Annotated in this window: 19 protein-coding genes; 7 read left to right on the top strand and 12 right to left on the bottom strand. The window is 38.1% G+C overall.

The window, feature by feature from the left end; translation table 11 throughout:
- Together LZZ90_RS04760 and tsaB are read left to right on the top strand one after the other, a co-directional pair.
- The gene (locus LZZ90_RS04760) at nt 1–1,317 is read left to right on the top strand and encodes an efflux RND transporter periplasmic adaptor subunit (RefSeq protein ID WP_237789539.1); all 1,317 of its coding nucleotides are present in this window, start codon (nt 1–3) and stop codon (nt 1,315–1,317) included.
- Nucleotides 1,318–1,416: 99 nt separating this feature from the next.
- A complete protein-coding gene (gene tsaB, locus LZZ90_RS04755; RefSeq protein WP_237789709.1) occupies nt 1,417–2,088 on the top strand; it encodes a tRNA (adenosine(37)-N6)-threonylcarbamoyltransferase complex dimerization subunit type 1 TsaB in 672 nt (223 codons plus the stop codon).
- On the opposite strand, the gene LZZ90_RS04750 is transcribed toward tsaB, so the two are convergent.
- The 4 genes from LZZ90_RS04750 to LZZ90_RS04735 form a co-directional block, all read right to left on the bottom strand.
- On the bottom strand, nt 2,078–2,848 hold the full coding sequence (locus LZZ90_RS04750) for a mechanosensitive ion channel family protein (RefSeq protein ID WP_237789538.1): 771 nt from the start codon (nt 2,846–2,848) through the stop codon (nt 2,078–2,080). The genes tsaB and LZZ90_RS04750 overlap by 11 nt on opposite strands.
- 5 nt (nt 2,849–2,853) lie before the next feature.
- The gene (locus LZZ90_RS04745; RefSeq protein ID WP_237789537.1) at nt 2,854–4,875 is read right to left on the bottom strand and encodes a thioredoxin domain-containing protein; all 2,022 of its coding nucleotides are present in this window, start codon (nt 4,873–4,875) and stop codon (nt 2,854–2,856) included.
- 61 nt (nt 4,876–4,936) lie between these two features.
- A complete protein-coding gene (locus LZZ90_RS04740) occupies nt 4,937–5,140 on the bottom strand; it encodes a dodecin family protein (protein WP_237789536.1) in 204 nt (67 codons plus the stop codon).
- Nucleotides 5,141–5,233: 93 nt separating this feature from the next.
- Entirely contained in the window at nt 5,234–6,133 is a 900-nt protein-coding gene (locus LZZ90_RS04735; protein ID WP_237789535.1) for a NifU family protein, read from the bottom strand.
- 226 nt (nt 6,134–6,359) lie between these two features.
- Here LZZ90_RS04735 and LZZ90_RS04730 point away from each other — a divergent pair, with 226 nt between their 5' ends.
- Both LZZ90_RS04730 and LZZ90_RS04725 read left to right on the top strand, forming a co-directional pair.
- Complete coding sequence (locus LZZ90_RS04730) at nt 6,360–7,361, top strand: type IX secretion system membrane protein PorP/SprF (protein WP_237789534.1); 1,002 nt, start codon at nt 6,360–6,362, stop codon at nt 7,359–7,361.
- 47 nt (nt 7,362–7,408) lie between these two features.
- The gene (locus LZZ90_RS04725; RefSeq protein ID WP_237789533.1) at nt 7,409–7,927 is read left to right on the top strand and encodes a gamma carbonic anhydrase family protein; all 519 of its coding nucleotides are present in this window, start codon (nt 7,409–7,411) and stop codon (nt 7,925–7,927) included.
- Here LZZ90_RS04725 and murI read toward each other — a convergent pair.
- The 8 genes from murI to LZZ90_RS04685 form a co-directional block, all read right to left on the bottom strand.
- Nucleotides 7,924–8,703 carry a glutamate racemase gene (murI, locus tag LZZ90_RS04720; RefSeq protein ID WP_237789532.1) on the bottom strand — a complete coding sequence of 260 codons (780 nt, stop codon included), beginning with the start codon at nt 8,701–8,703 and terminating at the stop codon, nt 7,924–7,926. The genes LZZ90_RS04725 and murI overlap by 4 nt on opposite strands.
- 63 nt (nt 8,704–8,766) lie before the next feature.
- A complete protein-coding gene (locus tag LZZ90_RS04715; RefSeq protein WP_237789531.1) occupies nt 8,767–9,276 on the bottom strand; it encodes an OmpH family outer membrane protein in 510 nt (169 codons plus the stop codon).
- A 25-nt stretch (nt 9,277–9,301) separates the two neighbouring features.
- Nucleotides 9,302–10,324, bottom strand: coding sequence for an OmpH family outer membrane protein (locus LZZ90_RS04710; RefSeq protein WP_237789530.1), 1,023 nt, complete (start codon nt 10,322–10,324; stop codon nt 9,302–9,304).
- A 38-nt stretch (nt 10,325–10,362) separates the two neighbouring features.
- The gene (locus tag LZZ90_RS04705) at nt 10,363–13,116 is read right to left on the bottom strand and encodes an outer membrane protein assembly factor (protein ID WP_237789529.1); all 2,754 of its coding nucleotides are present in this window, start codon (nt 13,114–13,116) and stop codon (nt 10,363–10,365) included.
- Entirely contained in the window at nt 13,049–13,789 is a 741-nt protein-coding gene (locus tag LZZ90_RS04700) for an isoprenyl transferase (protein ID WP_237789528.1), read from the bottom strand. The genes LZZ90_RS04705 and LZZ90_RS04700 overlap by 68 nt, the downstream gene beginning before the upstream one ends.
- Nucleotide 13,790: 1 nt before the next feature.
- Nucleotides 13,791–14,474: a DUF6089 family protein gene (locus LZZ90_RS04695; RefSeq protein ID WP_237789527.1), complete on the bottom strand. Its 684-nt coding sequence runs from the start codon at nt 14,472–14,474 to the stop codon at nt 13,791–13,793.
- A 149-nt stretch (nt 14,475–14,623) separates the two neighbouring features.
- Nucleotides 14,624–15,508 carry an NAD kinase gene (locus tag LZZ90_RS04690; RefSeq protein WP_237789526.1) on the bottom strand — a complete coding sequence of 295 codons (885 nt, stop codon included), beginning with the start codon at nt 15,506–15,508 and terminating at the stop codon, nt 14,624–14,626.
- Between the two features lie 10 nt (nt 15,509–15,518).
- A complete protein-coding gene (locus LZZ90_RS04685; RefSeq protein ID WP_237789525.1) occupies nt 15,519–16,178 on the bottom strand; it encodes a CBS domain-containing protein in 660 nt (219 codons plus the stop codon).
- Between the two features lie 94 nt (nt 16,179–16,272).
- Between LZZ90_RS04685 and LZZ90_RS04680 the strand changes: the two genes are divergently transcribed.
- The 3 genes from LZZ90_RS04680 to LZZ90_RS04670 all read left to right on the top strand — a co-directional run bounded on the left by LZZ90_RS04680 (nt 16,273) and on the right by LZZ90_RS04670 (nt 19,143).
- Nucleotides 16,273–16,986 (top strand): pyridoxine 5'-phosphate synthase, encoded by a 714-nt coding sequence (locus tag LZZ90_RS04680; protein ID WP_237789524.1) that lies wholly within the window; start codon nt 16,273–16,275, stop codon nt 16,984–16,986.
- Between the two features lie 2 nt (nt 16,987–16,988).
- On the top strand, nt 16,989–17,753 hold the full coding sequence (locus LZZ90_RS04675; protein ID WP_237789523.1) for an alpha/beta fold hydrolase: 765 nt from the start codon (nt 16,989–16,991) through the stop codon (nt 17,751–17,753).
- 118 nt (nt 17,754–17,871) lie between these two features.
- Nucleotides 17,872–19,143, top strand: coding sequence for an OmpP1/FadL family transporter (locus LZZ90_RS04670; RefSeq protein ID WP_237789522.1), 1,272 nt, complete (start codon nt 17,872–17,874; stop codon nt 19,141–19,143).
- Nucleotides 19,144–19,157: the final 14 nt, after the last annotated feature.

Here is a 19,157-nt window from a genome sequence, read left to right as displayed (position 1 = left end):
ATGACAAAAAGAACAAAATATTTATTAGCAGGAGGCGCTGTTGGTTTAGTAGCACTACTGGTTGGATTAAGTAAAACCGGTGTTATCGGTAATAAAGAAGAAGGAAAAGAGGTAGAGGTTGCCAAAACCGACGCCATCACTATAGTAGAAACCGTTTCGGCCACAGGAAAAATCCAGCCGGAAGTGGAAGTTAAAATTTCATCTGAAGTTTCCGGAGAGATTATTGATTTGCCAATCAAAGAAGGTCAGACCGTAAAAAAAGGTGATTTGTTGGTGAAAATTAATCCGGATATTTATGTTTCCGGGGTAAACCGAACAGTAGCGTCATTATCAACTACCAAAGCTGGTTTAAGCCAGGCAGATGCACAGCTAAAAGAAGCGAAGTCAAACTATGATCGTAATAAAAAACTATTCGACAAAGGAGTGATTTCCAAATCAGAGTGGGATAAAGTGGTTTCGGCTTATGAAGTGGCTCAGGCTTCAAAGCAATCGGCATATTATAACATGAAGAGCGCTTCGGCAACGGTAACTGAGGCTAAAGATAATTTAGGAAGAACTACTATTTATGCTCCGGCAGACGGTACCATTTCTAAATTGGATGTGGAATTAGGAGAGCGCGTTTTGGGAACACAGCAAATGGCAGGTACTGAGCTTTTACGTGTGGCGAATCTTAATAATATGGAAGTGGAAGTGGATGTCAATGAAAACGACATCGTAAAAATCAGCATTGGGGACGAAGCAAAAATTGAAGTGGATGCTTATCTGAAAAAAGAGTTTAAAGGTGTGGTAACCAGTATCTCGAACTCTTCAACGGCTACTACTACGGCCGATCAGGTGACCAACTTTAAAGTGAAAGTACGCATCTTAAAAGAATCGTACCAGGATTTAATCCAAGGGAAGCCTGCAAATTTTTCACCTTTCCGTCCGGGGATGACTGCTACGGTAGATATAATCACTACCAAAAAGGAAAATGTTTTAGCCGTGCCGATTAGTGCAGTAGTGATGAAAACCGATACTACTTCTGCTAAAAAAGACATTGTAGAAGAACTGGAAAAAGAACAAGAAGAAAAGATCAAAGGTTCTACGGATAAAAAATACGAATGTGTGTTTGTAAAAGTAGGAGACAAGGCTAAATTAAAAGTCATCAAAACCGGAATTCAGGACGATACCAACATCGAAGTGGTTCAAGGATTGAAAAAAGGCGATGTGATTATTGTTGGACCTTATACCACAGTAACCAAAGACCTTAATCCTAATGATAAGGTAAAGGTTAAGAAAAAAGATGCTCCGGAGAAGGATAAAGATAAAAAAGCTTAAACAGTAAATCCCAAATGAAAACATTTGGGATTTTTTATTGAACTCAAGAATTGGATTTTGGTACTTCAAAACAGTATCTTTGCCAATAATTGCAATCCTATGGCGTATATTTTAAACATTGAAACGGCAACCAAAAACTGTTCGGTAACTATTGCACACGATGGAGCGATTCTTAGTTCTATTGAAGTAGCTGATCAAGGTTATTCCCATGCAGAAAAATTACACGTATTCTTTGAAGAAGCTCTAAAAGAAGCAGGAATCACTTTTCAGGATTTGAATGCTGTTGGGGTAAGTCAGGGGCCGGGATCGTATACGGGATTGCGCATTGGGGTTTCTGCAGCGAAAGGATTGTGTTATGCGCTCGGTATTCCGCTTATTGCTACTGATACTTTGGAAGCTTTATCTAGAAAAATATCTGTAAATCACGGAATCATCATTCCAATGATTGATGCCCGAAGAATGGAAGCTTTTACCGCAATCTTCAGTAGGGATTATGAGAAAATCAGAGAAACTCAAGCGGAAATCATTGATCAAACTACTTATTCAGAGTGTTCGGAAACCATACATTTAATTGGCGATGGAGCTTCAAAATGCAAAGAGGTGTTAACTTCAGACAAGTTTGTTTATCACGATGAAGTAATTTATCCATCTGCTAGAGAAATGGCCTTGATGTCGTTTGAAAAATACAAAAAAAGCGACTTTGTGGACGTCGCTTACTTTGAACCTTTTTATTTGAAAGACTTTGTGATGACTACCAAGCCTAAAGCTTAACAATACCTTTACTTTGCTCCAAAATATCAGAGTTGACAGCTGCCAAGTCTGCATTTTTTACCCAAACACGAACTGCAAAATTTACAGTAGTTTCGGTTAATTCGTTTACCGTTACTTCCGGAGCGGGCGATTTCAAAACTTTAGTATGTCCTTTTACTATAGCTTCCAATTGCGATTTTACAACCTTTAAATCAGAACTGTAATTCGTGCGTACAATCAAATCACTGCGACGTGTTGTTTTTTGAGAGAAATTCTTAATTTTTCCATTGGATAAGGCTCCGTTGGGGATATAGATGAACTGGTTCTGAGCGGTTAATATTTTTGTGGTGAAAATATGAATTTCCATGACTTTTCCGGTTTCACCTTGCGCTTCAATGTTGTCTCCGACTTTAAAAGGTTTGAACATGATGATGAGCATACCGCCGGCAAAATTCGATAAAGAACCTTGCAAAGACATGCCCACGGCCAAGCCGATTGCTCCAAGAATAGCAACGAAGGAAGAGGTTTCAATTCCTAATCGAGAGATTACCGTTACAAAAAGTAATATGCGAACGCCCCAAACCAGTATGTCTAAAATAAATTGAATCAGGGTAGGTTCAATTTCACGTTTAATCATGATGCGCTCGGCAACCTTACTGAAAATCTTGATGCCCCACATTCCAATCAGCGCAATTAAAATCGCGGAGATCACGCGAGGGGAATAGTCCACTAAAAAATTAAAATAGTGCACGAAAAGATTGTTCATTTTTTCTACTTCCATGGCTTTTATAAGGTTTTAAGTTCTGATAAAGTGCGTTCCAATGAATCGTTGGGCAGCAGGCAATTTTTGTTCTGGCAAATATAAAACAGAAGCTGGTCTTGGTCAAATCGGTTTTGCAGAAAAGGAAGGTTTGATTCTTGAGTACTTCCGGTAATCAAAACATTGGGCAGGTATTCGGAGTTTAATTTCTTTACATTTTCCAAAGCCGAACTTCCGCAAACTGCCAATTCTTTATTGTCTTGTGAAAGGTTTAGCCAAAGATTCAGCCAATTCGAGAAGGCAGAAGCATAATCCATGTAGGGTTGCATGTGATGTAACATTTGCTTGGCAGTTTTTTCGTAATAGGTGTTGTGAAACAAAATACTCAAAGTGTATAGATTGTTTGCCATCACTGAGTTGGAGGCAGGAATTACATTGTCTTCCGTTTCAAAATGCAAGGCAATCAATTGTTGGTTGTCTCTTGGAGTAAAGGAGAAAAACTGTTTTTCCGGATCATAAAAATGCTCCAAACAATAATCCGTAAGCTGTTTGGCCTGTAACAGATAGTTTTCGTTTAACGTCGCTTGATAGATCGCAATAAAAGCATCAATTACAAGTGCGTAATCTTCCAGAAATCCTGTAATGGTACTTTTTCCTTCTTTATAGGAATGCCAAAGATAACCTTCTTCCGACCATTGTTTTTCAATTATAAATTTGGCGTTTTTTTCGGCGATGGTTAAGTATTCGGTAGTGCCTAATGCTTTATAAGCATCGACATAACCTTTTAGCATGATTGCATTCCATGAAGTAAGTGATTTGTCGTCCAGTCTTGGTTTTGGTCGTTTTTCCCGTTCGTTAAAAAGCAGTAGTTCCCAGTTTTTCTTTTTAAGCAGCAATTCGTTTTCGGTCAAGCCGAATTGGGAAGCGAGGTTGTTTATCGTCTGACTCTGAATAAGCACATAATTCTCGTGCTCCCAATATCCGAATTCATTGACGTTGAAAACTTCGGTAAAAATTTCAAAGTCTTCATTCAAAAGCGCCTTTAGTTGTTCTTTTTTCCAGACGTAGAATGCGCCTTCTTCCAGTTTGCCTACTTCGTTAATGCTATCGGCATCCAATGCGGAATAAAAGGCGTTATCCTGATTCAGAAATTCACGCTGTACAAAGTTTAGTGTTTTTTCAATCACTTCTTTGTAAAGAGGGTTTTGTGTGCGTTTGTAGGTTTCGGCATAAAGTGAAATCAGTTGACCGTTATCGTAAAGCATTTTTTCAAAATGAGGAACGTGCCAGCGCAGATCCACCGAATATCTTGAAAACCCTCCGTCTACCGTGTCGAACAAACCGCCATAAGCCATTCGGGTTAGGGTTAAATCCACAAAATCCAAAAGGTCTTTTGATTGCGTTTGATATCCGTAACGTTGTAAAAAAAGATAATTGTTGGGCATCATGAATTTTGGGGCTCGGGCGTATCCTCCAAAATCCCAATCAAAACTTCTGGACCATTTTTCTGCCATTTCTTTGAGACGTTCCGAATTGAATTGCTCTTCCGATTGATTTTTTTCAACCACTCCTAAAACCTGAATCCCTTGATGCAATTTTTCAGCATAATCAATCATTTTTTCCGGATTCTCGGTATATAGTTTCTGAAGTTGATTAAGGATGTCCATCCAATTTTCTTTGTTGAAATAAGTTCCGCCCCAAACCGGACGTCCATCGGGAAGACAAACCGCATTTAAGGGCCAACCGCCTTGTTTGGTCATCAGTTGTACGGCTTTCATGTAAATTGCATCTACATCGGGGCGTTCTTCGCGGTCCACTTTAATGGAAACAAAGTTCGAATTCATCACTTGAGCCACTTCTGGATTCTCAAAACTTTCATGCTCCATTACATGACACCAGTGACAGGCGGAATATCCAATGCTGACCACTATCAGTTTGTTTTGGTTTTTTGCTTGGTTTAAGGCAGTGTCATTCCAGGCTTTCCAGTAAATGGGGTTGTTTGCGTGTTGTAGCAGATAAGGGCTGGTTTCCAGATGTAGTTCGTTCATGAGTTCTAATAAAAAAAGCGTCCAAATTTGAACGCTTAAAGATACGGTGATTTCCTAAAACTTACTTGATTTCGAAGGTGAGTTTCAGGTTGACGCGGTAATGGGTCACTTTTCCGTCTTCGTCTACTACGGCACTTTGTTCCTGTACGTAGGCTGAACGAATATGTTTTAAGGTCTTAGCCGCTTCTGCAACCCCTTTACGGGTAGCTTCTTCCCAGCTCACATCGGAACTGGACAAGATTTCGATAACTTTCATTACTCCCATGATGTGTTGGATTTAAAGATATTAGCTATTAAAATTATAGTGTAATTTCTTAAAAACCAATTTCTTGCACCAGTTTTAGAGCAACGGTAAAAATTATCCGTTAACGGCTTCCACTTTGATTTCTTGATCGTGAAGCATTTCCTTTAGCATGTTTTCAATACCGTTTTTCAGGGTAAAGGTTGAGGAAGGACAACCGCTGCAAGCTCCTTGTAGAATCACTTTTACGCGTTTTTCTTTTTCGTCAAAGGATTGGAACATGATGTTTCCACCATCGGATTGAACGGCCGGTTTTACATACTCTTCCAGAATATTTATGATTTGCTGTGAAGTCGCATCCAGTTTTTCGAAATACTCCTCTTGTTGGGTTTCGTGGTTTTGTGTTTTTATGATTTGAGTTTCGTCGATCACGGTTTTACCTTCTTCAATATAAGTTTTGATGAACGAACGGATTTCCTGAGTGATTTCCATCCATTCCGAGATGTCGTATTTGGAGATGGAAACATAATTCTCATCGATGAAAACTTCTTTTACAAATGGGAATTTAAAAAGTTCTTTTGCTAAGGGAGAAGCTGCGGTTTGGTCGATGTTTTTGCATTCTACCATGGTTTTGGTTAACATTTTACTGGCCACAAACTTCATTACCGATGGGTTAGGTGTGGTTTCGCTGTAAACGGTAACCGGAATTTTTTTGCTGGAGTTTTCCTCGACATTGATGATTTTTCCGCCCTTGTCAACAAAAGTTTCGATTTGCTCGGCAACTAATTCTTTTACTTCGTGCCATTCTACGATGGAGAATTTTTCAATAGCGATGAAGTTCCCGGAGATGTAAACCGTTTTTACAAAGGGAAGGAAGAACAGTTGTTTTGCCAGTGGAGAGGCAGCGGTTTCGTCTATGTTTTTAAACTCAAAGTTCTGACTCTTAGTGATAAACTCCGGAAATTCGAATTTTACGATAGCAGGGTTTTGAGTGTCTTTTATTGTTACTTTTAGCATTGTTTTTGTGATTTTTTGCAAATTTAATGAAGTTATATTCTATGAATAATTATATTTGGTTTTTTATTGAAAAAATTAACACATCGATAAGATTTATTTAAAATTAATTTGTACAATATTGTCTTACAGTTGTTTTTGTTGTTCAAAATGTTATATATTTGGACAGCTTCATAAGTTTAGCTGATTTTAGACAAATTGACGAGAGTTTTCTCAAAAACAAGGGATTATGAAATTACTTAAAAAAGCGTTATTTGCTTTAGCTTTAGGTTTAACACAGTTTTCTTTCGCACAGGAAGGGATTGCGGTTTATTCGGATTATTTATCAGACAACTACTATCTAATTCACCCCTCAATGGCCGGTGCTGCAAATTGTGCAAAAGTTAGATTGACTGCACGTCAGCAATGGTTCGGGGAGACCGATGCGCCAAGATTACAGACTTTGAGTGTTAATACAAGTTTAGGTGATGAGAAAACTTCAGGGGTTGGAGCTATTGTTTTTAATGACCGTAACGGTTACCACTCCCAAAAAGGAGCTAAAGTTACCTATGCTCACCATTTGCGTTTTAGTGCAGGAAATGACGATTTGAATATGCTTTCCTTCGGATTAAGTGCAGGAATTATTCAGAGTATGCTTGATGAAACCGAATTCGGAACTTTATTTGATCCGTTGAATGTTGGAACAAAACAAAATTACAGTTATTTCAATGTTGATTTCGGAATGTCGTATCATTTGGTAAATTTTTACACGCATGTAACGGTTAAGAATGCTGTTGAAACCCGTCGTAAAATCTATTCTGATATTGAAGATGATAACTTGCGTAAATTCCTTTGGTCTGCGGGTTATACTTTCGGTAATGATGAAGGTCTAATGTGGGAGCCTTCACTTATGTTCCAATTGACAGAAAAAACCAAAGAAAAATCAATTGATGTGAACTTAAAGGTTTACAAAACTATGGAGAATTTTGGTAAAGTATGGGGAGGACTTTCATACAGAAGAAGTTTCGATGCTACTCAATATTACGAGCAAGGAGCTGTTAAAGATCAGAACTTACAGTACATTACTCCAATTGTGGGGATAAATTATAAAAACTTTATGTTTTCCTATACCTACTCTTATTTAGCACAAGCGGTTAAATTCGATAATGCAGGTTTCCATCAAATTACATTAGGGCTTAACTTTAACTGTACAAGAGAGCCTTACCACTGTAACTGTCCGGCGGTTAACTAATTTTAAACTTATTTATGTCCCGGTTTTCGGGACATTTTTTTTATACTATGGCCTTAATAAAAGAAGTAAAAGGAAAAGCACCTCAAATTCCTTCAGATTGTTATCTTGCTGAAAATGCAACTGTTGTTGGTGATGTAACTTTTGGTGCTTCCTGCAGTGTTTGGTTTAATGCTGTTGTTCGCGGCGATGTTCATTTTATTAAAATAGGAAATAAAGTAAATATTCAGGATGGGGCAATTATTCATTGTACTTATCAAAAACATCCAACGGTAATCGGGAATAATGTATCGATCGGGCATAATGCGATTGTTCATGGATGCACCGTTCACGATAATGTTTTAATTGGAATGGGTTCCATTGTTATGGATAATTGCGTGATTGAAAGTAATTCAATTGTTGCGGCAGGTTCAGTAGTTACACAGAACACCGTTGTAGAATCCGGAACTATTTACGCAGGTATTCCAGCCAAGAAGGTGAAAGATATCAACGCTTCTGACTTTGCAGGGGAAATAGAGCGAATTTCCAACAACTATGTTATGTATTCGAGTTGGTTTAAAGAAGATTAAAAGTCTTTCTCGTAAACCTCTTTGGAAAACCCTAGGATGTCTTTTAAAACCCTGGCATCGCTGTTGGAATAGAAAATCTGTGAACTTTGCGCTGTTGAAGTATTAAGCAGATGATTTTTTTCCAATACGTTTTTTGTTTGTTTGGCTACTGCTTCTCCAGAATCGATAATCTTAATATGACTTGGTATGATTTTTTTGATTTGCGGGATCAAATAGGGGTAATGCGTACAGCCAAGAACTAAGTAATCGATGTTTTGTTCCACCATTGGTTTTAGGTAATCATTTAGAAGGCCTGTCATTTCTTCGGAATTCATTTTTCCTTCCTCAATTAAACTTACCAGTCCGTAGCCTACCTGTTCAATAATTTTTACGTTGGAGTAAGTTTCTACAGCACGATTGAAAAGTTCACTGTTTAAAGTGCCTTTAGTGGCTAAAATACCAATAGTTTCGGTCTTACTTCGATGAGCAGCTGGTTTTATGGCTGGTTCAATTCCAATAAAAGGTACATCGTATTTAGCACGCAATTCTTTAATCGCATTTGTGGTGGCAGTATTGCAAGCGACTACAATAACTTTTGCGTTTTGGTTTAAAAGAAACTCGGTATTTTTAGAACTAAGTGCAATAATTTCTTCCTTTGACTTTTGGCCGTAAGGAGCGTTTTTGCTGTCGGCAAGATAAAAAGTGTTTTCTTGAGGAAGAAGATTGTGGATCTCCCTCCAAATGGAAGTTCCTCCAATGCCTGAATCGAAAATGCCTATGGGGTTTTTACTGCTCATAAAACAAATGTAAAAAAAAACTGCTCTAATTTTAGAGCAGTTTTTTTATTTAAGAAAACTTTATTAGAATCCTAATTCTTTTTTCACTTCCGGTAATAAGTTTGGACCATCAGCCAAGATTACTCCGCTTCCGCTAGTTGAATCTAAAACATACTGGTATCCTTTTGCTTTAGCTACTTTTTGAATTGCAGCTCTTGCTTTGTCCATGATTGGTTTTACCAAATCCATGTTTTTTTGCTCTAACTCTTTTTGTGCATTTTCTCTGTACTGCTGAATACGTTGTCCCATATCCTGCATTTCTTTAGCACGTGTTTCGTTAACAGCTTCAGTTACGGTTTGAGCTTCCGACTCGTATTTTTTCATTTTGGTTTGGTACTCAGTAACCATAGTGTTGTACTCTTTGTCGTAAGTTTCACTGATTTTTTTAACCTGTGCCTGAGCAGTTTTCATTTCCGGCATCGTAGTCATTAATTCTTGAACATCAATGTGGGCAACTTTTGCCTGAGCTGAAATGGTTTGATTTGCACCTAAGAAAAGTGCTGCAGCGATAAGTAAAGTTTTAATTTGTTTCATTGTCTAAATTGGTGTTTAAAAATATTTATTTTTTATTTTCTTCTGCTTTCTTTTTTTGCGCTTCTTCGCGCTCTTTTTTAATTTTTTCGCGGTCTTCTAGTATTTTTTTACGGCGCTCTTCAAGTGCTTTCTTTTTATCTTCTATTAGTTTTTGACGTTCTTCTTGAGTTTTTTGTCTTGCTTGTTCGACTGCTGCTTTTTTAGCTACTGCTATAGAATCGTTTTTAGCTTTGTTGTTTTCTTTGGCTGTTGAAGCAGGAGCAGTTTCTCCAGATTTTGTGTCTGGGTTTTTAGCTTTATTGCGTTTGGCATCATTTTCTTCCAAGAGTTTCTTGCGTGCTTCTTCTGCTGCTTTTCTCTTTTCTTCAACCGCTTTTTTACGATCATCTACAATTTTTTGACGTGCCGCTTTTTTATCGTCTAATTTCTTTTGACGTTCAATTTGATCCGGATCGTTTTTCAAGTCTTCAGCCGCGTCTTGTTTCTCTTGCTCTTTCAGCTGTTTTTTGTTTAATTGCTCTTTCTTTTGAGCGCGAACCAATACTCTTAAAACCTGATCACTAATGTCAAATCGTTGAGCGGCAAAGACCATACTCATGTCTGAGGATTTGTCAAAAATAAAATCGTATTTTTTTCCTTCGGCGATGTCCTGAACAGCATTAAAAACCTGATCTTGGATAGGTTTTATCAAGGTGGCTTTTTGAATAATCAAATCACCGTTGGGACCAAATCTTTTTTGCTGATAATCCAACAATTCTTTTTCAAGGAACGCAATTTCTTCTTCTCTTTCCGAAATCAGTTCTTTGGTTAGAAGAACTTTTTCCGTATTCAAGTTGTCTTTTAATTTGGTGATTTCCGTTTTTTTAACTTCAATCTCCTGTTTCCAGGTTTGGGCTTTTTGTTCCAATTGGTTTTTTGCCTCGGCATAATCCGGAGCTTTTTCCAGAATATAATCCATATCAATGTATCCAACTTTAACCCCTTTTGCCTGAGCGTTTGCAAATGTCGATGCAAGAGTTACAAGTGCAATCAAAAAATGTTTTCTCATAACGTTGATGAATTTAGATTCAACTATCGTGCCAAATTTTAAAATTGTTGACCAATAATGAAGTGCGTTTGCCATCCACTTTTTTGTGTTTCTCCAGGAACAGCGTCAAAACCGTGAGCAAAATCAATTCCTAATAATCCGAAAGCAGGCATAAATACCCTTAAACCAAATCCTGCTGAACGCTGTAAAGCAAACGGATTGTAGCCTTTAAACGATGCGTAGGATGCTCCACCTTCAATAAATGTTAAGGCATAAATTGATGCGGCTTGTTCCATAGTTATCGGGTAACGCATTTCCAGTGAAAACTTATTATAAACTGTTCCTCCGATTTGTTGACCGTATCTTGGACCTGGATCCTGGATAATAGGGGCTAACGATTGGTTCGGATACCCTCGTAACTGAATCATCTCACGACCATCCATAGAAAAGTTTGCTAAACCGTCACCGCCTAAATAAAACCTTTCAAAAGGAACTAAGCCGCGATCTTGGTTGTAGGCTCCTAAGAAACCAAACTCTCCTAATGAGCGAAGAACTAATTTATGATAAACTTTCGTATACAAATCAGCTTTAAATTTTACTTTATAATATTCAAGCCAATTGAATTTTTTCTGATCCACTTTAGCCGGATCTGGGGCAGCTTTGGTAAAATCTCCATCCAAAACAGGGTGACCGTTGCTGTCTATGTAGGTTCCAGCTGGATACGAGTGGGTTCCCGTAGTGTCGGTGTAATAGCCTGTTGTGGTTGCTTTTAATTTATTTTCCTCTAAATTACCTAAATTTTTATAATCTACACCATTAAATAGTGAATAAGGTAGCGTAAATTTTCCTACAACTGAAAATTCTGAACCGTACATCGGGTAAATCGGGTTAAGACCTTTACTGTTTCGCGATAGCCCGATCGAATAGGTTAAGTTTCTTGAAGCCCCGTTACCAAAGGTAAATAAGCCGGTGTTGTAGTTGTTTAAATCGTAATATTGGAAGCTGATGCTTTGTGAAAGTGAGAAATAATCATCCGGCACTTTCAAACGCTTTGCAATTCCAACAGAGATGGTAGTAATGTTGAAACTTTGATTACGGTCTACATCACGAGAAGAGTAGTTGTATAAAAACTGCTTACTGTGTGAAATAGAGGTTGAGAAACTGATCGGTTTTTTGCCTCCAAACCATGGTTCTGAAAAGGATAAACTATAGGTTTGGAAATAAGTACTTCCTTGTAGACGAAGGGACATTTTTTGTCCGTCTCCCATCGGAAGCGGTTTATAGGCATCTTTTTTGAAAAGATTTCGTGCCGAGAAGTTGTTAAACGACAATCCTAAAGTACCGATGAATCCGCCACCGCCATAACCTCCTTGAAGTTCTACCTGACTGGATCCTTTTTCTACCACGTTATAGGTAATATCTACTGTTCCGTCTGCACCGTTGGGTTTAACATCCGGTTGTAATTTTTCTGGATCAAAAAAGCCCAGTTGTCCAAGTTCACGAACCGTACGGATCACGTTATCCTTGCTCCATTTTTGTCCTGGTTTGGTACGCAATTCACGATAAATTACTCGGTCATGCGTTTTGTCGTTTCCGGTTACGTTTACTTTATTGAAATAAGCAATTGGGCCTTCAGTAATTCTAAGTTCAAAGTCAATGGTGTCGTTTTCGGTTTTTACCTCTACGGCGTTGATGTTAGAAAACAAATATCCGTTGTTTTGGTAAAGGTTGGTTAAATCTTCTGCATCAGGATTTTTCTTGTCTGCAATACGCTCATTCAATAACTTACCATTGTAAACATCTCCTTTTTTAATCCCTAAAACACGATCTAACTGCTGGTTATTATATACCGAGTTTCCTAAATAGCGGAAATTACCAAAATAGTGTTTTCTTCCTTCTTCTACACTGATGTTGATATCTACCGTGTTTTTATCTTTGTCGTAATTAACCGCTTCTTGAGTAACACGGGCATCACGGAAACCTTTTTCCTTGTATTTGTCAACCAGAGAGGTTAAATCTTCTGTGTATTTTTCCTTGATAAATTTGGACGACTTTAAAATTCGCATCGGATTAAGGAAACCCTTCTGTTTGGTGTTAGACATTGCACGTTTTAACTGACCATTGGTTAACTGGGAATTTCCGTTGAAATTAATTTTTCGGATGCGTACTTTCTTACCTCGATCTACCGAAACCAGCATGTTTACTTTGTTTTCGGTAGTGTCCGCAACAGTATTTATGTTAACTTTAGTGTTGTAGTAACCGTCTTTTTTGTATTTGTTTTCGATGTAATTTTTGGTAGTGGTAAGCAAGTTTTCGTTTACTACTTTGTCTTTTTTAAGGTCGTTGTCTTTGATGAAATCTTCTGATTTACCTTTTTTTACACCTACAAATTTTACTTCGTTCAGTTTAGGTAATTCATTGATGTTCAGCTCGAGAAAAAGACTGTCGTTTTGAATTTTGTTAATGTAAAAATTCACATCATTGAACAAACCCAGCTTCCATAATTTTTTTATGGCGCTGCTAATTTCATCACCGGGAACGGTAATGGTTTGGCCCTTTTCTAATCCTGAGAAAGTAATAACCGTTTGTTTATTGTAGGTTATTTTTCCGGTTACGTCAACATCGGCAAGTATATATTGTTTTCCGGCTTCTGGAGTTGTGGTTTCCTGAGCTTTTAAAGTAGATATATTTCCTAATAGTAAAACAGCAAAAAATAGTTTTGTTGCTTTTTGAAACATTTTGTTGTTATTTAATTTGTTCACTCGTTTTTCCAAATCTTCGTTCTCTTTTCTGATAACTGATAATTGCTTCATACAAATCTTTTTCTCTAAAATCAGGCCATAACACCTCGGTAAAATAGAACTCGGCATAAGCGATCTGCCACAGCAAAAAATTGCTGATTCGGTGCTCTCCGCTGGTTCTGATCACCAAATCCACGTCCGGTAAATTGTGCGTGTAAAGATGCTGATTAATAATTGATTCGTCAATATCAGCTGATGAAATTATATTATTTTTAACTTTATCGCTTATTTTTCTCACGGCATTAACAATTTCTTCGCGGGAACCGTAGCTCAGCGCTAATGTTAATGTCATTCGGGTATTTTCTTTTGTCTTGTCGATTACCTCCTGAAGCTCTTTTTTAACAGATGTAGGAAGATTGTCAAGATTTCCAATGGAATTCAATCGGATGTTGTTGTTTTGAAGGGTTTTTAATTCCCCTTTTAAGGAAGTGATTAACAGCTTCATTAATGTGTCTACTTCCAATTTTGGTCGGTTCCAGTTTTCCGTTGAAAAGGCGTACAATGTCAGGTTTTCAATACCTAATTTTGCGCAGGTTTCCACGGTTTCGCGAACAGCTTTGGTGCCATTTTCATGGCCGAAAGCGCGTAGCATTCCTTTTTGTTTGGCCCAGCGTCCGTTGCCGTCCATAATAATGGCCAGGTGTTTAGGTAAATTGTCTTTATTTATAGTGTCTTTCAAACTCATTTTATTCTGCGCAATAACAAGGATTTTGACCGAAGGTGTATGTTAAACTTAGCCCGGTGAAAACATACCAGTCCTTGCTGTTAAGGTTTCCGAATTTAAGGGTTTCGTACTGACTGTTTTTCGGGTTGCTTCCGTCAAGATTGTCGGTAAAGGTATAACGAAAACCGGTCTCTACGGCTAAAATAAAGTTGTAAGCCACCCGGGTTTTCAGTCCTATAGTCATTGGAATGGCCAAGCCGTAGCTTTTATCGTCGATTCTTGTTTGGTTATTCAGTACAAAGAGCTCGTCGTAACGAAAAGCACTCAGTCCGGTATGTACATAAGGTGTTGCTATCCAGCCGCTTTCGTGTAGGTTGAAATCAAAAAAATTGAATTCCAAACCTGCGGAAAGTTCCTTGATTTCATTCTCAAAGCTGTAACCGCGTTTTATTCTTGATGGGGCATTGGCATCAATATCCTTGGAAGTTATTTTTCCTTGGGTGTAGGAGAACCTCCAGGAATGTCTTGTGCTTCGGTTCCATTTATACAAAATCCCTATAGTAGGTTCTTTCGGAGCGATGTAATTTGTCGGCCCAACGTCACCAATATAGTTGCTTCCGCCTAAAAACACACCCAATTCGTTGATCTGGGCGTCGGTTTTGGCAAAGACTAAAAGAAAGAAAGCTGCCGCTAAGATTCTGTTCATTTTGTTAAAATAGTGTGCAAATATAATAATATTGATTTCTAAACCATTGCTATTACTATAAATTCACGTGGTTAAATACTAATTTATTCAGACAATCACTATTTAACGGCAATTCGGGCAGTGTAGTATGCGTTTTTTGATAAAATCGATTAGTTGCGTTTATCTTCTCCCCAAAGCAGCTTGTTTCGCAAAGTTTTAAGGAAGGTTTCGTTGGGAAATTCCACCATATTAATGGTAAAAGGAGTTTTTTTAATACGTACTTCGTTTTCGTTGTTAATTGTTTTGGTTCCTGAGTCTAATGAAATTAAAAACTGAGGTTCTCTTCCGGAAACACAAAGTTTAATTTCGGTTTCATCAGAAATGATTAACGGACGTACATTTAAATTGTGTGGAGCTATCGGTGTGATAACCAGACAATTTGATTCTGGAGTTATCACCGGTCCGCCGCAGCTTAGGTTGTATCCGGTAGAACCTGTAGGCGTGGAGATAATCAATCCGTCAGCCCAAAAAGAAGTCAGGTATTCGTTGTTCAGCCAGGTTTCAATGGTAATCATCGATGTGGTGTTTTTTCTGGATACCGTGATTTCGTTCAGGGCAAAATTTAAATCGAAAATATCGCACGGGTCCGGATAACATTCCAGACTCAGTAAGCTTCTTTGTGAGAGTTTGTAGTTTTTTTCGAAAAGATTGGGTAATAATTTTTCGATCGCATCCTGCTGCACGTTAGCTAAAAATCCTAAACGACCCGCATTGATTCCGACAATTGGAATGTTTTTATTTTTTACAAATGTGGCCGCGCGTAACATGGTCCCGTCTCCTCCGATACTGATGAAAAAATCAAAAGTCTCGTCGAGTTCCGTATGGCTTGAAAATACTTCAAAAGTTTTGGTTAAAACGTTGTTTTCTAACAAGGTGTTGTAGAAATTAGCTTCAAAAACGACTGTGGTGCTGTGTTTTTTGAAAACGGAAAAAACTTTGCTTAAAATGTCCTGTGTTTTCTCGGGGTAGAATTGTCCGTAGATGGCTAATTTCATAAAATTCTTGTTATATGTTTAGGTATTTGTCCAAGTAATCCGAACGGTCTCTTAGGTTGTTCAGGTAAGCGTCTTCCTGATGTTCACTGATGATTTCGTAATTGTAACGTCGGAAAGTTTGGATGATTTCGTTCATGCCGCCCAAACTTATCTTTACAGTAATCTGAACTTTATTAATGTCGGAATAAGAAATGAAGGCACCTAAAAGTTTTGAATTGTTGCTTTCAATGATTTGAGCAATTTCCCCCATGCTGTAATCTCGGATGCCTTTTTCAACCACTACAACCCCTCCGTCTTCACGTAAAAAAGGCGTTTCATGGAAAAATCTAATGATGTCTTCCATCTCATAATACCCCAAATAGGTGTTTTTTTCGTCTAAAACGGGAACAATGTTGGTTTCGTTTTTGGCGAAAACTTCCAAAACATCGAGCCAGTTCATCGAATTACGAACAAAAAAGCGGTCAAAATTAAAGCGGGATTCACCAATTTTCTTCTTCGGATCCAGTAAATCGGCATCTTCGGAATTGGTGCAGCCGATGTATACTCCGTCTTCCAAAACTGGAAAATGGGTAAAAGGCAAATTCAGGAAAATATCCTGTGCTTTTTCCGCGGTGTCGTTTACGTTTAACGCGTCAATTTCCTGAGTGATATAGTTGGTAATTTCATTCATAAAGGACAAAATCGAAATTCAATGCAAAATAATCAAAAAATGGGACATGACCACTTAAATATACTTTGTATTTTTGTAAGTAAATTTTTTTAGCATGACAAAATTATCGGTAAACATCAATAAAATTGCAACTTTAAGAAACTCACGCGGGGGCAATGTGCCTAATCTTCTGCAAGTTGCCAAAGACATACAAAAATTCGGAGCCGAAGGGATTACAGTGCACCCTCGTCCGGATGAACGACATATTCGCTATCAGGATGCCCGAGATTTGGTAAGTGTGGTTCATACCGAATACAATATTGAAGGGAATCCCCAGCATAATTTTATCGATTTGGTATTGGAATGCAAGCCAACTCAAGTAACTCTGGTGCCGGATGCCATTGGCGCCCTTACCTCTAATGCGGGTTGGGATACCATAAAACATCAGGCTTATTTAAAGGAAGTGATCGCGGAATTCAAACGCAACAACATTCGAACTTCAATTTTTGTCGATCCGGTTTTGGCTATGGTGGAAGGTGCTAAAGAAACCGGGACCGATCGGATTGAACTTTATACTGAGGAATTTGCCCATCAATATGGGTTGGGAAATAAAAAAGGGATTGAATCGTATACGGCGGCGGCGGTTTTAGCTAACGAATTGGGTTTAGGGATAAATGCGGGTCATGATTTGAGTCTGGACAATATTAAATTCTTTAAAGAGAACATCCCTGGTCTTTTAGAGGTTTCCATCGGTCATGCGTTAATCTCTGAATCGTTGTACCTAGGGTTGGAAAATGTAGTAAATATGTACCTGCAAAGACTGAAATAAAAATGGAATTATATTCAAGAATTGAGGGGGAAGGTAAGCCGCTGCTGATTGTGCACGGTTTTTTAGGAATGTCGGACAATTGGAAGTCGTTAGCCGCACAATTTGCGGTACAAGGTTTTCAGGTGCATGCTTTGGATATGCGCAATCATGGAAAAAGTCCACATTCTGAGGAATTTACTTATGAGGCAATGGCGCAGGATGTGTTGGAGTACTGTGAAGTGCATCGGTTGAAAAACATTTGTCTTTTAGGTCATTCCATGGGAGGAAAAATAGCAATGCTTCTGGCAACAACGCATCCTGATTTGGTTGAAAAGCTTATTGTAGCGGATATCGGACCTAAGTATTATCCACCGCACCATCAAAAAATATTGGAAGGATTAAATGCGGTTGATTTTTCTTTGCAACCTAGCAGAGCAGAAGTGGAAGAAGTTCTTTCGCAATATATAAAAGACTTTGGAACGCGTCAGTTTTTGCTCAAAAACCTTTATTGGGTAGAGCCCGGGCAACTTGCATTCCGTTTTAATTTGGATGTGTTCAATCGAAAAATTGAAACAATTGGAAACGCGCTTCCTTTTGATAATCGTTTTGAAAAACCCACACTCTTTCTTCGTGGTGATAAATCCGATTATATCTTGGATTCGGATTTTGAAACGATTGTGCATCATTTTCCGGGCGCTGATATTCAGACAATTAAAAATTCCGGGCACTGGCTTCATGCGGAAAATCCCATCGATTTTATGCAGGCTTGTTTGGCCTTTTTACTGTAGAATTGATTTGTTTATTAGGAAAGCATAATATTTCTTATAAAAATATTGTTAAATTCGGATTTTGTTTTAAATTTGAAAAACTCATTTAAAACAAGAGAAAACTAACACATTTTAAACTATGAGAAAATTATTATCCTTAACCTTGTTGGCTTTGGCGGGAACTTCTGCGTTTGCGGGAGGGTACCGAGTAAGTTTGCAGGGTCAGAAGCAACTGGCGATGGGACACACGGGTGTTGCGGTTGTAAACAGTGCAGAAGTTATGTTTTTCAACCCGGCCGGTATGGCTTTTTTAGAAGATAAGTTCAATGCTTCTGTGGGAGGAAGTGCATTGTTTGCTAAAACAAAATTTCAAAACAGTACTTACAATTGGCAAAATTCTACTGAAAACGTAGGGACTCCAGCGTATGTGTATGCTTCTTATAAAGTAAATAAATGGTTGTCTGCAGGGATCGCGGTTTATACACCTTACGGAAGTAAAGTGGAATGGGATAAGGATTGGCAAGGTTCGCATTTGGTGAATAATATCGATCTTAAAGCATTTTATGTTCAGCCTACAATTTCCTTAAGAGTTGGTGATGAGTTCAGTATTGGTGGTGGACCAATCTATGTTTCGGGTTCTGTAGAGTTTAATAAAAATGTAAACAGAGATTTAACTGATAATTTCCAGGCAGATGGTAATCGTACTGATGTTACCATTGAAGAAAAAGGAATCAGCGCATGGGGATATACAGCAGGGTTTATGTTTAATCCTTGTAAAGAAATTCGTTTAGGGGTTAATTACCGTTCGGAAATCATGATGAAAGCACGTGGTGGTGATGCAACTTTCCACGATGTACCGGCTGCATTGCAGTCAAACCCGAGCTTTAAAAACACTACTTTCGGGGCTAACTTGCCGTTGCCAGCAGAACTTACTGCAGGTTTATCTGTAAATCTTACTAAAAAGTGGATGGTTGCTTTTGATGTAAACAGAACAATGTGGAGCTCTTACGAATCGTTAAATGTTGTTTTTGACGGAAGCGGTAATACTTCGGTTAACCCAAGAAACTACAAAGATTCTAATACTTTCCGATTCGGAACACAGTATAAAGCAACTGATAAGTTTGTTTTCAGAGCTGGTTGGTATAAAGACCACAGCCCGGTTCAGCCTGGTTATTTCGCTCCGGAAACACCACGTAATGATTCTATGGGATTCACTGGAGGTTTGACGTATCAGATTACTAAAAAATTAGGAGTTGATGCTTCATTCTTGTATTTGCATTTTGATGAGATTGATGCTTCTTACGATCATTATGATGATCCGCTTGATGGAACTAATAATCAGTTGTCATTCGGTGGTACTTATAAAAATGTTGTGTTTTCACCAGGTATCGGATTAACGTACAGTTTCTAATTTAATTTAAGATT

This window comes from Flavobacterium sp. SM15, from assembly GCF_022012335.1.
GTDB lineage: Bacteria > Bacteroidota > Bacteroidia > Flavobacteriales > Flavobacteriaceae > Flavobacterium.
Note: the sequence above shows the minus strand (reverse complement) of the source record. Positions and strands in the feature narration are given on the sequence as shown.